10 protein-coding genes are annotated in these 13,706 nt (G+C 56.4%); 9 read left to right on the forward strand and 1 reads right to left on the reverse strand.

Annotated features, from left to right (window positions below; genetic code table 11):
* Window positions 1-2 precede the first annotated feature (2 nt).
* The 9 genes from ACQ4WN_RS00690 to ACQ4WN_RS00730 all read left to right on the forward strand — a co-directional run bounded on the left by ACQ4WN_RS00690 (window position 3) and on the right by ACQ4WN_RS00730 (window position 11,626).
* Window positions 3-1,151, forward strand: coding sequence for an N-acetyl sugar amidotransferase (locus ACQ4WN_RS00690; RefSeq protein ID WP_436549816.1), 1,149 nt, complete (start codon window positions 3-5; stop codon window positions 1,149-1,151).
* A complete protein-coding gene (gene hisH / locus ACQ4WN_RS00695) occupies window positions 1,148-1,762 on the forward strand; it encodes an imidazole glycerol phosphate synthase subunit HisH (protein ID WP_436549817.1) in 615 nt (204 codons plus the stop codon). Before ACQ4WN_RS00690 ends, hisH begins: the two co-directional genes overlap by 4 nt.
* A gap of 1 nt (window position 1,763) precedes the next feature.
* Window positions 1,764-2,558 carry an AglZ/HisF2 family acetamidino modification protein gene (locus ACQ4WN_RS00700; RefSeq protein ID WP_436549818.1) on the forward strand — a complete coding sequence of 265 codons (795 nt, stop codon included), beginning with the start codon at window positions 1,764-1,766 and terminating at the stop codon, window positions 2,556-2,558.
* Between the two features lie 25 nt (window positions 2,559-2,583).
* Window positions 2,584-4,707 carry a bi-domain-containing oxidoreductase gene (locus tag ACQ4WN_RS00705; RefSeq protein ID WP_436549819.1) on the forward strand — a complete coding sequence of 708 codons (2,124 nt, stop codon included), beginning with the start codon at window positions 2,584-2,586 and terminating at the stop codon, window positions 4,705-4,707.
* Between the two features lie 52 nt (window positions 4,708-4,759).
* Window positions 4,760-6,427 (forward strand): heparinase II/III family protein, encoded by a 1,668-nt coding sequence (locus tag ACQ4WN_RS00710; protein ID WP_436549820.1) that lies wholly within the window; start codon window positions 4,760-4,762, stop codon window positions 6,425-6,427.
* 338 nt (window positions 6,428-6,765) lie between these two features.
* Complete coding sequence (locus ACQ4WN_RS00715) at window positions 6,766-7,704, forward strand: UDP-glucose 4-epimerase family protein (RefSeq protein ID WP_436549821.1); 939 nt, start codon at window positions 6,766-6,768, stop codon at window positions 7,702-7,704.
* A 10-nt stretch (window positions 7,705-7,714) separates the two neighbouring features.
* A complete protein-coding gene (locus tag ACQ4WN_RS00720; protein ID WP_436549822.1) occupies window positions 7,715-8,275 on the forward strand; it encodes a sugar transferase in 561 nt (186 codons plus the stop codon).
* A 99-nt stretch (window positions 8,276-8,374) separates the two neighbouring features.
* The gene (locus ACQ4WN_RS00725; protein WP_436549823.1) at window positions 8,375-10,282 is read left to right on the forward strand and encodes a polysaccharide biosynthesis protein; all 1,908 of its coding nucleotides are present in this window, start codon (window positions 8,375-8,377) and stop codon (window positions 10,280-10,282) included.
* Between the two features lie 102 nt (window positions 10,283-10,384).
* On the forward strand, window positions 10,385-11,626 hold the full coding sequence (locus ACQ4WN_RS00730; RefSeq protein WP_436549824.1) for a GumC domain-containing protein: 1,242 nt from the start codon (window positions 10,385-10,387) through the stop codon (window positions 11,624-11,626).
* Window positions 11,627-11,866: 240 nt separating this feature from the next.
* On the opposite strand, the gene ACQ4WN_RS00735 is transcribed toward ACQ4WN_RS00730, so the two are convergent.
* A complete protein-coding gene (locus ACQ4WN_RS00735; protein WP_436549825.1) occupies window positions 11,867-13,420 on the reverse strand; it encodes a DEAD/DEAH box helicase in 1,554 nt (517 codons plus the stop codon).
* Window positions 13,421-13,706: the final 286 nt, after the last annotated feature.

Below are 13,706 nucleotides of genomic sequence, written 5' to 3' on the forward strand. Positions count from 1 at the left end.
TTATGTCGTCCGCTGCCACGTCAAACTATCAAATTTGTACCAATTGCGTAATGGACACGTCCGACTCAAAGATTACCTTTGACGCGAACGGTGTCTGTGATCACTGCACCACTTTCAAGGAAAAAATCGCCCCAAACTGGCACACGGACGCCCGTGGCCAGCAGGAACTGGACAAGCTGGCCGCCGCCATCAAAGTTGCCGGTGAAGGCAAGGATTTCGATTGCATCATTGGCATGAGCGGTGGCATCGACAGTTCCTACCTGACGTATATCGCGAAGGAAAAGCTGGGTTTGCGCCCGCTCGTCTTCCACGTCGATGCCGGCTGGAACTCGCAAGAAGCAGTTAACAATATCGAACGCATTGTCGATTGCCTCAAGCTCGACCTGTACACCGAAGTAATCGACTGGCAGGAAATGCGCGACCTGCAGCTCGCCTTCTTCAAGTCGGGCGTCTCGCACATTGATACCCCGCAAGACTACGCCTTCTTCGCGACGATGTACAAGTTCGCCGAAAAACATGGTATCAAGTACATTCTGACCGGAGCCAACCTGTCGACCGAGTGCATTCGCAATCCCATCGAATGGATGTACTACCAGTCCGATTCCATCCAGTTGCACGACATTCATCGCCGCTTCGGCAAGAAGGCCCTGAAGAATTTCCCGACAACCTCCATTTTGCGTCACAAGATTTACTTGCCCTACATCAAAGGGATCAAAATCGTGCGTCCGCTTAACTTCGGACCATATATCAAGGAAGAGGCTGTTGAACTGCTCAAGCAGAAATTCGACTGGCAACCGTATCCGCAAAAACACTTCGAATCGCGCTTCACGCGCTTCTACGAGGGCTACTGGCTGCCAAAGAAATTCGGCTACGATACACGCCGCGTTCAGTATGCAAGCCTGATCGTAACCAATCAGATGACCCGGGCCCAAGCGCTGGAAAACCTGAAGCAGCCGGCCTTGAGCGAGGACGTGGCACGCCAGGAGTTCGAATACGTGGCGACGAAGCTGGGCATTACCGTTGCCGAGCTGCAAAGCTATATGGATGCCCCCAACAAAAGCTATAAAGACTATAAGTCGCAGGAAAGTTTTTACCTGTTTGGCGCCAAGGTCATGAAATTCCTGGGTCTGGAGCTGGGCGGCAAACGATGATTACCATCATCGACTATGGCCTGGGCAACGTACTCGCCGTCGCCAACATCTACAAACGTCTCGGCATTCCGGTTACTATCGCCACCAATGCAGCGGAGCTGCGCGGCGCAAAAAAAATCGTTCTGCCAGGCGTGGGCGCCTTCGATTGGGCGATGACGCGCCTGCAAGAATCGGGTATGCGCGAGTGTCTGGACCAGCTGGTGCAGGGCGAATACAGCCACGTAATCGGCATCTGTGTCGGCATGCAGATGCTGGCCACACGCAGCGACGAGGGTAGCTTGCCCGGGCTGGGCTGGATTGACGCCGATGTCAAGCGCTTTGACGACTCACACATGCTGCAACAGACCCATCTGCCGCACATGGGCTGGAATGACGTCATGCCGCAGCGCCCCCACAGCCTGTTCAAAAACCTGGACGCGGGCGCGCGCTTCTATTTCTTGCATTCGTATTATTTTTCCCCACACAAGCAGGAAGACGTGCTGGCGGTGGCTGACTATAACGGTCCATTCACTTGCAGCGTCAACGCCGGCAACGTCTTTGGCGTGCAATTCCACCCCGAAAAGAGCCATCAATGGGGCATCCAGTTGTTACAGAATTTTGCGGAGCTGTAAGATGTTACGACCACGAATCATTCCCTGCCTACTGATCCAGAATGGCGGGTTGGTCAAGACCGTCAACTTCGGCAGCCCAAAGTATGTCGGCGACCCACTGAACGCCGTGCGCATTTTCAATGAGAAGGAAGTTGACGAGTTGATCGTCATCGATATCGACGCCACCGCACACAAGCGCGAACCCGACTATGCATTGATTAAGTCGCTGGCGGCCGAATGCCGCATGCCCTTGTGCTATGGAGGCGGCGTAAAAACGGTCGAACAGATACAAACAATCATTGGCCTTGGCGTCGAGAAAGTCGCCCTGAGCTCGGCGGCGTTGGCTGACCCGGAACTCGTTTCCCGGGCCGCCGAAAAGGTTGGAAGCCAAAGCGTTGTCGTCGTATTGGACGTCAAAAAAAGCGGCCTGTTTCGCAAGTACGAGGTATTCACCCACAATGGCAGCCGTGGCAGCGGCTTCGGCCCGGCCGAACTCGCAAAGAAAATGCAGGCGCTTGGTGCCGGCGAAATTGTCATCAATTCGATCGAGCGCGACGGCCAGATGAAGGGCTACGATGTCGACCTGATCGACACCGTGCGGGCGGCAATCACGCTGCCCATGACCGCCCTGGGCGGCGCCGGCAGCCTGCAAGACGTGAGCGACCTGATTCGCCGCTTCGACATCATTGGTGCCGCTGCCGGCAGCCTGTTTGTTTTTAAGGGCACGTATCGCGCCGTCCTGATCAACTATCCCAACCGTCAAGACAAGGACGCGCTGGTCCTGAAAGCGGGCCAACGGAGCGACAGCGCTATTTAATCCTCTCAGAGGTATGGAGTAACAAGTGAAACAAATTTTGCAAAGCCTGAAAACAGGCGCTACCACCGTGGCCGAAGTGCCCTGTCCTAATGTGGGCAAAGGCGGGGTATTGATACGTTCATCGCGCACGCTGGTATCCGTCGGCACCGAGCGCATGTTGGTCGAGTTCGGCAAGGCAGGCTGGATCGAGAAAGCCCGCCAGCAACCCGACAAGGTGCGCATGGTACTCGACAAAATTAAAACGGACGGCCTGGCGCCGACCCTCGAAGCGGTATTCAACAAACTAGATCAGCCATTGCCTCTGGGTTATTGCAATGTCGGCACGGTGCTGCAAACAGGACAGGGCGTCAACGGCATCACGCTGGGCGACCGCGTAATATCGAACGGCAAGCACGCGGCAGTGGTCAGCGTGCCGATGAATCTGTGCGCGACGATTCCGCCAGGTGTCTCCGACGACCAGGCCGCATTCACCGTGCTGGCGTCAATCGGCCTGCAAGGCATCCGCCTGGTACAACCAACGCTCGGTGAAGCGGTCGTGGTGACAGGTCTGGGTTTGATCGGGCTGATGACAGTGCAATTGCTGCGCGCACACGGCTGCCGCGTACTGGGCATAGATTACGATCCCGCCAAGCTGCAGTTAGCCAAACAATATGGTGCCGAGGTCGTCAATCTCAGCGCTGGCGAAGACCCCCTGGCGGCGGCCAATGCCTTCTCGCGCGGGCGCGGCGTCGACGCCGTACTCATTACCGCTTCGACGACCAGCAATGAACCGGTGCATCAAGCGGCATTGATGTCGCGCAAGCGCGGACGCATCGTACTGGTCGGTGTCACCGGGCTGGAACTGTCACGCGCCGATTTCTATGAAAAGGAGCTCAGCTTCCAGGTCTCCTGCTCTTACGGACCGGGCCGCTATGACCCGAATTACGAGGAAAAAGGCCAGGACTATCCGGTCGGCCTGGTACGCTGGACCGAGCAGCGCAATTTCGAGGCCGTACTCGACATGATGGCCGACGGTCGACTAAACGTTGACGCCCTGATCTCGCATCGCTTCACTATCGACCAGGCGGAAAGTGCCTATGCCCTGCTGTCGGGCACCACACCAGCGCTCGGTATTGTGCTGGAATATCCATCCGACGAGGTCATTCCAGACACGGTATTGCGCCAGCGTACGGTTGAACTGGCGGACGCAGGGCCTCGCGGGGCAGGTTTGGCCTTCATCGGATCGGGCAACTATGCTACGGCGGTCTTGATTCCCGCCTTCAAGAGCGCGGCGGCGACGCTGAAGACGGTGGTGTCAAATAATGGCGTGTCAGGCGTCCATGCGGGACGCAAATTCGGTTTCCACGCCACCACTACCGATACCGATTCTGTATTCACCGATCCGCAAGTTCACGGTGTCGTCATCAGCACCCGCCATGATAGCCATGCCAAGCTCGTCTGCCAGGCGCTAGCTGCCGGCAAACATGTATTTGTTGAGAAACCTTTGGCCTTGCACGCGGAAGAGCTGGACAAGATCGACATGGCCTACCGCGCCGCAGCTCTGGCAGGCCATCCAGCCATGATCATGGTCGGTTTCAATCGCCGTTTCGCGCCGCATGTTCAAAAAATCAAATCCTTGCTGAACAGTATGCACGAGCCGAAAACCTTCGTCATGACGGTCAATGCTGGCGCCATTCCCGCACAGCATTGGACACAGGACAATGAAGTGGGCGGAGGCCGTATCGTGGGTGAAGGCTGCCATTTCATTGATCTGCTACGCTTTCTTGCCGGCTCACAGATTACCGAGTACCGCGTACACAAGATGCAAGCAGCCACCGCTGACACAGTAGCACTTCAGCTCGGTTTCGCTGATGGCTCGATCGGCACCATTCACTATCTGGCCAATGGCAGCAAAGCCTTCCCGAAAGAACGACTGGAAATTTTCGCCAGTGGCCGAGTATTGCAGTTAGACAACTTCCGCAAACTGACGGCATTCGGCTGGCCTGGTTTTTCCAAAATGAACCTTTGGCGGCAGGATAAGGGACAAAAGCAATGCGCGGCAGCATTCGTCGCGGCGATGCAAGATAGCGGCCCCCCCCCCATTCCTTACGATGAAGTCATGGAAGTGAGCCGGGTGACGATCGCGCTCGCCGCCGCCGCACAATGCTGAACCAGTACGGCGGAACAGGCAAAAAATTTGCTTCCTGCGTGCGGGTGCTCCGATGAACGGCGTGGCGCTCAGGTACTGGCACACCTTGCGACACCTGAAACCCATTCAGTTCTACGGCCGGATCTGGTTCAAGTACAGGCCGGTAAGTGCAGACCTGCGTCCGGCGCCTCCGCTGCGGCCACTGTCAGGCATATGGGTGGTGCCGGCGCCGCGCGCGGCCAGCCTTTCGGGAGAGGCGGTTTTTTGCTTCCTGAATGAAACACATGACCTGGATACGCTGCAGGGGTGGGACGATACCGCAGTGAGCAAGCTGTGGCGTTACAATCTGCACTATTTCGACATGCTGCACAGCGGCGACGCGACCAGGCACGGGGCGCAACATCACCGTTTGCTGCTCCGCTGGATGCGTGAAAACCCGCCAGGGCAAGGTAGTGGCTGGGAGCCTTACCCTACTTCGCTGCGCGTCATCAACTGGATCAAATGGGCACTGAACGGCACGCCGCTGTCGCCAGAAGAACTTGACAGTCTGGCAATCCAGGTGCGCTGGTTATCGAAGCGACTGGAGATACACCTACTAGGCAACCACCTGTTTGCAAACGCAAAGGCATTGATTTTTGCCGGGCTCTTTTTTTCGGGTCCCGAGGCGGCGAAATGGCTGGCGACGGGCATGCAAATCCTTGCCAGGGAGATTCCCGAGCAAATCCTGCCGGACGGGGGCCAGTTCGAACGCAGCACGATGTACCATGCGCTCGCGCTGGAAGACATCCTTGACCTGGACAATGTGACGCAGGCGTTCGGTGCGGCTCTCGACGCACGTGCACGCGCACTGACCGATAGCTGGCGTGCCCTGGCAGGCCCCATGCACGCCTGGCTGCTGGCGATGAGCCACCCTGACAGGCTGATCAGCTTCTTCAATGACGCCGCTTTCGACATTGCCGTGCCGACGCCGGAACTGGAAAAGTACGCGTCACGGCTGGGCCATGCCTGTGTGCTCACACTGCCGGACGGTGTCCACCACCTGGCCGATAGCGGCTTCTTGCGCATTCAGCAAGACCAGGCAGTGGCCTTGCTCGATATAGGGCCGATTGGACCGGACTACCTGCCTGGCCATGCCCACGCCGATACTCTGTCATTCGAACTGTCTTTATTTGGGCAGCGCGTCTTCGTCAATTCCGGCACCTCGGAATACGGCCTTGGAACTGAGCGTCTGCGCCAGCGCGGGACCAGCGCCCACAACACTGTCTGCGTCGACCAGCAAGATTCCTCCGAAGTATGGAGCGGATTTCGTGTTGCACGCCGCGCCCGCACCACAGCGTTGCAGATCAACCCCAGCCAGGATGCGATCTCGGTTTCTTGCGCGCACGACGGCTATCATCGCCTTCCCGGCAAAAACCTGCATAGCCGTACCTGGCGCATCGCGCCTGGCTCCCTGGAACTGTGCGACACGGTAAGCGGCGCCTTCGGAAAGGCAGAAGCACACTTCCACTTGCATCCCGATGTCTGCATCATGGATGGGGGCTCGCAGCGACAATGCCTGTTGAAGTTACCGGAAGGCCAACTAGTCGACTTCGGGGTCACGGGGGGGGGAACGCTCAATATAGTGGAAAGCACCTGGCACCCGCGTTTCGGACAATCCCAGCCGACAAGCTGCCTGGTGGTGCGGTTGACGGGAGCGACGCTGACAAGCGCAATCCATTGGCACCCTGCGAGAGAAAAGTAGGTCGAAGTTCCCCGTCCCCAGAAGCGTTGCATCGATAGCAACGACGTATCAGAAAAAGGTGGCGCGCCATGGAAACAGAAGTGGCGGCCATCTTTGCATGGTATGCTGCGAGTCCTTTTCTGACGCAATTAAGCCATTGGCCGGATTTATAACTTGCGTTCATGCTCTTTCAGCAGCAGCGATCAAACAGACATGCCTGCGCATGGGCATGAAATAGATCACCGCGCATGGCCGGTGCTTTATGAGATGCCGTTGCAAACAGATACAAAACTTACTTTATCTTACAGAATCAACTGTACCGCCGTCATAAAATACCGCAAGAATCTTATCTTATAACAATGCAAAAAATACTGATTACTGGCGCCAATGGCTTTGTCGGCACCGCGCTGTGCGAAGAACTGGTGCGGCGCCAACTCCGGTTTTCCGCAGCCGCGCGAACAAAACTGACGCCATCCATGTTTCCAATCGGTGATTTGAGCGCGACAACAAAATGGACTGAAGCACTGGAATCTTGTTCCGTTGTCATTCATTTGGCAGCCCGAGTACACGTCATGCAGGAAAACGCTGCGGATGCATTGGGTGCTTACCGGGAAATCAACGTTGCGGCAACAATGAACCTCGCACGACAGGCCGCACAACACGGTGTGAAGCGATTTGTCTTCGTCAGCAGCGTGAAGGTGAACGGGGAGTCGACCTCGACGAAGCCCTTCACTGCGTCAGATATCGCAGCACCACAAGACCCTTATGGACAGTCCAAGCATGAAGCCGAATGTGCGCTGAGAGAATTCTCCCGACAAAGCGGCATGGAAGTGGTGATCGTGAGACCACCTCTGGTGTACGGTCCTGGCGTACGCGCCAATTTTCATCGCCTGATGCGGCTGGCCAAAACCGGGCTGCCGCTACCATTGGGCGCAGTACATAATCGCCGCAGCATGGTGGCCCTGGACAATCTCGTCGACCTACTCATACTCTGCAGCTCCCACCCCAGAGCGGCCGGTGAGACCTTCATGGTCTCGGACGACTGCGATGTCAGCATCGGACAATTGCTCAAGATGCTATCTGCGGCGATGGGCAAGCGTGCCTGCCTGCTTCCTGTACCTGCGTCATGCCTGACCTTCGTCGCCACAATGCTGGGTCAATCGATGCAAGCACGGCGCTTGCTGGAATCACTGCAAGTGGATATTTCGCATACTAAGCAAACTCTGGACTGGTTGCCGGTGGTGAGTCTGCCCGAGGCGGTTCGCAAAACTGCCTCCGCTTTTCTATCCCTCCATTAACGGTTCTAACATGAAAAAGTTTTTCGATTTCACTCTGTCGCTGATCGCACTCATCATACTGCTACCACCGATTGTCCTGGTTGCGCTACTGGTCAAAGTGACCTCACCCGGCCCAGTTCTGTACTGGTCAGACCGCGTTGGGCGGCACAATCGTATTTTTCGGATGCCAAAATTCCGTACAATGCGCACAGGAACCCCGGCCGTAGCGACCCATTTGCTGACCGACCCGAAGCAATTTCTGACCCCGGCAGGTTCATTTCTGCGTAAATCCAGTCTTGACGAGTTACCCCAGCTATGGAGCATCCTCTGCGGCGACATGAGTTTCGTGGGACCCCGTCCGGCCTTATTCAATCAGCAAGATCTGATTGAACTGCGCACACAGCAGGGTGTCAGCACAATCTTGCCGGGTTTGACCGGCCTGGCCCAGGTCAGCGGACGTGATGAATTGGCAATACCTGAAAAAGTACGGCTGGATGCCGAGTATATGCAGCGGCAATCTCTTTTCTTCGACATCAAGATTATTTTCCTGACCTTCCTGAAGGTCGTGCGCAGAGATGGCGTAACGCACTAGATACCGACTTTACCTTGATGTGGTTCCTGCCGTCGTATTGTTGAGCAGGCATCATAACAATACCACTGCTTAACAACACCATCACGCTACAATAGTGAAATGAAATCCTTTCTTGATATATCGCGTTTCCATAAACAAATGATCGCGGCAACGGCTGATTTATTTCTTTTGCCGTTGACATTCGCCCTTGCCATTCTTCTGCGGTATGACGTCGTCGATTACAATTTATTCCGTCAATATTTGTGGATTATTCTGGCAACTCCACTCATTTCGATTCCCCTTTTTATTCGCCTTGGTTTGTATCGCGCCGTCATACGCTTCATTGACCAGAAAATCGTTTACGTCATTTTATTGGGCGTGACGATTTCGGTGGCGCTGCTGGTAGCCTTGGGTGCATTCCTGACACATATGCAAGGGCTTTCCCGCGGTGTCTTTGGTATTTACTGGGTCAGTGCAATCACCTACGTGGTGGCAAGCAGATTTCTGGCGCGCGGCTTCCTGCTGCAAGCGAATGCCGAGCACAAGGCAGTCCGGGTTGCCATCTATGGCGCAGGCAAGGCGGGAACACAGCTAGCCACAGCCTTACGCGCCGGACACGAATATCAGCCGTTGGCCTTTATCGACGACATGAAGGAACTCAGAGGCACGACCATGGCCGGGATCAAGGTCCACGCCCCGTCGGACTTGGCGGAACTGATTGCCAAGCGAAATATCAGTGAAGTCCTGCTCGCCATGCCGTCGTTAACGAAAAGTCAGAAAAAACGCATTCTTGACAAGCTCGAAGTGTTCAAGGTGAAGATCAAGGTAACTCCTCCTGTCGAAAGCCTGGTCAGCGGCGAACAGCGCCTGCAAGATGTCCGCGACATTGAAATCGAAGACTTGCTGGGCCGTGACCAGGTAGCGCCGGACTTGAATCTGGTTGCCAGCTGCATCACCGGCAAGTCGGTGATGGTGACGGGCGCTGGAGGTTCCATCGGCTCCGAATTATGCCGCCAGATCATCCGCCTGCAACCGTCCAGACTCATTCTGCTGGAAATGTCCGAGTTCGCGCTGTACTCGATCAAGCAGGAGCTGAAGGGACTGAAGCAAGCGCATGGGCAGGAGCTCGAACTGGTCCCCTTCCTGGGCTCTGTGCTGGACACGGAAAAATGCACGATGATCATGCGTACCTTTACGGTGGAAACGGTATATCACGCCGCCGCCTATAAGCATGTACCACTGGTGGAGTATAACCCCGTCGAAGGGGTGCGCAACAACGTCTTCGGCACGCTCAGTATTGCGCAAGCGGCGATGGATACGGGGGTCAAGTGCTTTGTGCTGATTTCCACAGACAAGGCCGTGCGCCCGACCAATGTGATGGGCTCGACAAAACGCCTGGCTGAACTGATACTTCAGGCATTCGCACAGGAACGCGGCAAGACGCGCTTTTGCATGGTACGCTTTGGCAACGTGCTGGGTTCGTCAGGTTCGGTCGTCCCGCTCTTTCGCAAACAGATCATGGCCGGTGGTCCCATCACCCTGACTCACCCCGAAATTACGCGCTATTTCATGACCATTCCCGAGGCGGCGCAACTGGTGCTGCAGGCCGGCGCAATGGGCGAAGGCGGCGATGTCTTCGTGCTTGACATGGGGGCTCCAGTGAAGATTATGGATCTGGCCGAACGCATGGTGCATCTGAGCGGGCTGGAAGTGAAGAGCAAGTCGGCTCCAGAAGGCATCGAAATCGAACATGTCGGGCTGCGCCCCGGCGAGAAGCTATACGAAGAACTGCTCATCGGAGACAATGTCGAGGGGACTGAACACCCGCTGATCATGCGCGCGCAGGAATCTGAAATACCGCACGCTGAGTTGCAACTACTGCTGGCTGAGCTCGATGACGCCTGCAAGCGCTTTGCCTATGAGGATGTGCGAACCGTATTGCTGAAAGCGGTGAAGGAATATACGCCGCAATGCGGCATTGAGGACTTGATCTGGTCCGAAAAAAACAAAGCACGGGCATTGCGCTAATTTCGCCGCAAGCCTGGGAACTGCATCTAGCAGCGGAAGAGCAAGAGCTTGCATGCCTTCCCGTGGACATACTATTCATCTATACATAATTTGAGAAATCACATGAAAAAGCAGGAAGAGTTCGCCCAACACAGCACAGAATACAACGATGGTTTGATTTCCCTAACCGATCTCCTGAGTACACTGTGGCATGCGCGTCGCATAATTGCTGGAATCACCGTGGCCTTTATCGCCCTGGGACTGGGCAGCACACTGTATTTAGCCAAGTACAAGAGTGAGGGGTTTCTGCAATTTGGCGGCGCCATCCCCTTGTCGGCAGAAAAAATGTCAAAAACAAGAGACTTCAAGGAAACCGCTGCCGGCATCCAACTCAGCGATTACAAGCGCTACTCGGAGTCCATTGGTAGTCGCGGCCGCTTCGATGACTTTGTGCAAGCCGTCAAACTCGACAATACTCACGGAATCGCTGGTCTGCGCAAGAACATCACCAGTGAGAAAAACTTGAATGCAATCCTTGTGCCAATTTTCCCTTTCACCAAACTCGACGCCAAGGACTTGATGGAGCAGCCCAAGGAGAACAGCAATAATGTGATCGGTTTGCGCATCAGCTACGACGCAACGACCCCGGAGGAGGCGCAACGCATGGTCGCCCTGCTGGGCCGTTACACCATGGACACGATTGTTTACCTGATCTATACGGATTCGCTGCGCTTCAAGCACCTGGAAATTACCGCCAAAATCACCAAGCTGGACAATGACATCATTGGCAGCAAGGAAAAATTGGCCGAGTACGGCAGGCGCATCAAGGACCTCAAACAGATTGTTGCCCGCTACCCGAAGGCTGAAGCGCAAAATACATCACAAGTCGTCACCGTGACGGATGAAAACGCGCGTTACCTGTCGCCAGTGACGCAACTGATGAGTGCCGAGGTCGAGGCCAGTACTGCGGAAGAAGCCATTTACCAGGCTAAGCGGGAACAGCAACAATATCTGTTGTTACGTGATTACTACGATATCGCCAAAGCGACACTCGACGCCAACAAGTCAGGCGAGGCCGTGCTACGCGCACTGGAAGCCTGCAAGGAACGCGCATTCAAAACCAAAGACTTGAATGACGAACTGGTTAAAGAGGTGTACAACAAAATTACGGTCGACAATCAAAACTCTATCAATCTGTATCTGGAAAAAAGCCGCTTCATCGCCGGCCCGAGTTTGCCCGAAAACCGCACCACTCGCCTATCCACAGCCGTGATGGCGAGCGCCCTGCTTGGACTCTTCCTCGGCTGCCTGATTGCACTGGGCCGGCAATGGTGGATAGCAAATCGCGAGCAGTTGGCTGACTAAAGATGTGATGTCGGCAGCATGGTATTCATCTGCCGCAAGATTACCCAGTCCGGCCTGCCGGACTGGCAAACAGGCGCCGTCAATCGCTGCTTGATGTTGAAAGCCGGTGGTGTAATGCCCCCCTCCCGCCAATCTGTACCATTCGGTGCGTGCCAAAATGTAAAACGCGCCATCGCATCGACATGAAAATGCCTGGTGCGATGGCGCGCGAGAGCAGACGCTGTATTCTGACAGTAGCTCTTATTGCTTCAACAACCCACCCAGCAACGCCGCCACCTTTTGCTTCGGCTTGGCCGCGACAGGCGCCATGCTGGCAGCAGCCGGAGCGGCCGCCTTGGCCGGTTCATACGGCTTCAGGAACCAGGGATCAGCCTTTTCGCGGCGGGCGCCAGGACCAAAGGCGGGACGCGCACCGCGCTCGGCGGAGCGGCTGTCGCGGCTGCTGTCGCCAGCATGGCGGCTCTCGGGTGCACGTGCGGGACGCGCCTCGCCACCTTCGCTGCGGCGCGGCGGACGGCGTTCGCTGTCGCTGCTGCGGGCGGGAGCCGGATTGAAGCCCGTCAATTCGCCGCGCTTGATGCTTTGCTTGATGAGTTTCTCGATATCGGCCAGCAAGCGCTCGTCTTTATCCGAATAGATCGAAATGGCGTCGCCCGAGGCGCCGGCGCGGCCCGTACGGCCGATGCGGTGCACATAGTCTTCCGCGTTGTACGGCAAGTCGAAATTGATAACGCAAGGCAAGTCAGAAATATCCAGGCCGCGCGCCGCCACGTCGGTGGCGACCAGTACATCGATCTCGCCCTTCTTGAACGCTTCCAGCGCCGCCATGCGTTCCTGCTGGCTCTTGTCGCCGTGGATCGCCGTGGCGCTCATGCCTTCCTGCTCCAGCACGCGGGCCAGGCGCGAAGCGCCGATCTTGGTATTCGAAAATATGATGACCTGCTTCAGGTCGCGCTGGCGCAGCAGATGGGCCACCACGGCGTGTTTCTGGTCTTCTGTCACCTTGTAGATCACTTGCGTGACCTTGTCGGCCGTCTGGTTGCTGCGCGCCACTTCGATCGTCAGCGGATCGTTGAGGAAGGTTGCAGCCAGCTTCTTGATTTCTGGCGAGAACGTGGCCGAGAACATCAGGTTCTGGCGCTGTTTCGGCAGCAAGTTAATGATGCGCTGCAAGTCCGGCAGGAAGCCCATGTCCAGCATGCGGTCGGCTTCATCCATGACCAGCATCTGCACCTGGCTCAGGCTAATGTTCTTTTGCTCGATATGATCAAGCAAGCGGCCCGGCGTGGCGATGACGATTTCCACGCCCCCGCGCAGGAGGACGGTTTGCGGTTTCATGTCCATGCCGCCGAAAACGACAGTCGAGCGCAACGGCGTATGCTTGGCGTAGGCCTTGACGTTTTCGGCCACCTGCACCGCCAGTTCACGCGTCGGCGTCAGGATCAGCGCGCGCACCGGGTGGCGGGCTGGCGACATGCTGCTGCTGGCATGCGCCAACAGCAACTGGATGATCGGCAAGGAAAAACCGGCCGTCTTGCCGGTGCCCGTTTGCGCGGCGCCCATCACATCGCGGCCTTGCAGCACCACGGGGATCGCCTGTTCCTGGATCGGTGTCGGATGGGTGTAACCCTGATCGGTCAGTGCGCGCTGGATTTCAGGCGCGAGACCAAAGTCGGCAAAAGTCAGGCTGGGAGCAGCGGATGCGGCAGGTGCAGGTACAGGTGCAGCAGCGACGGGCGCCGCTTCAGGGGCAATCGCCGGGCTGGGCGTAGGAGTCGATTCGGTTTCAGACATAAATTTTCTGGTGTGCCTCCGCACTGCGGAAGCCATGCTTTCTCAATAAACAACATTTCGGGGCACAGGCAGCTCCGTCTTGCAAGCCATGGATCATCGTTCTTGCGGCACCTCTGTGCTCCGGGACATGCTGTATGGCGTATGCGGGAGCGTCGAAGAGATGTGCTGCGATGGCGGCGGAGATCGCGCCGGCGGAACATCGCGCGCAGAAGATACAATATCAGTACTATAAACGATACCCTAATTCACCGCAACTGTACACGGAAACCGTGATTTTTGAGCAAAA

It is taken from the genome of Janthinobacterium pasteuri, from assembly GCF_051380775.1.
GTDB lineage: Bacteria > Pseudomonadota > Gammaproteobacteria > Burkholderiales > Burkholderiaceae_D > Janthinobacterium.

Bases quoted from the DNA above. Each gene is read 5' to 3' on its own strand.
- ACQ4WN_RS00690 (WP_436549816.1), top strand. From the start codon at position 3: ATGTCGTCCGCTGCCACGTCAAACTATCAAATTTGTACCAATTGCGTA.
- hisH (WP_436549817.1), top strand. From the start codon at position 1,148: ATGATTACCATCATCGACTATGGCCTGGGCAACGTACTCGCCGTCGCC.
- ACQ4WN_RS00700 (WP_436549818.1), top strand. From the start codon at position 1,764: ATGTTACGACCACGAATCATTCCCTGCCTACTGATCCAGAATGGCGGG.
- ACQ4WN_RS00710 (WP_436549820.1), top strand. From the start codon at position 4,760: ATGAACGGCGTGGCGCTCAGGTACTGGCACACCTTGCGACACCTGAAA.
- ACQ4WN_RS00715 (WP_436549821.1), top strand. From the start codon at position 6,766: ATGCAAAAAATACTGATTACTGGCGCCAATGGCTTTGTCGGCACCGCG.
- ACQ4WN_RS00720 (WP_436549822.1), top strand. From the start codon at position 7,715: ATGAAAAAGTTTTTCGATTTCACTCTGTCGCTGATCGCACTCATCATA.
- ACQ4WN_RS00725 (WP_436549823.1), top strand. From the start codon at position 8,375: ATGAAATCCTTTCTTGATATATCGCGTTTCCATAAACAAATGATCGCG.
- ACQ4WN_RS00730 (WP_436549824.1), top strand. From the start codon at position 10,385: ATGAAAAAGCAGGAAGAGTTCGCCCAACACAGCACAGAATACAACGAT.
- ACQ4WN_RS00735 (WP_436549825.1), bottom strand. From the start codon at position 13,420: ATGTCTGAAACCGAATCGACTCCTACGCCCAGCCCGGCGATTGCCCCT.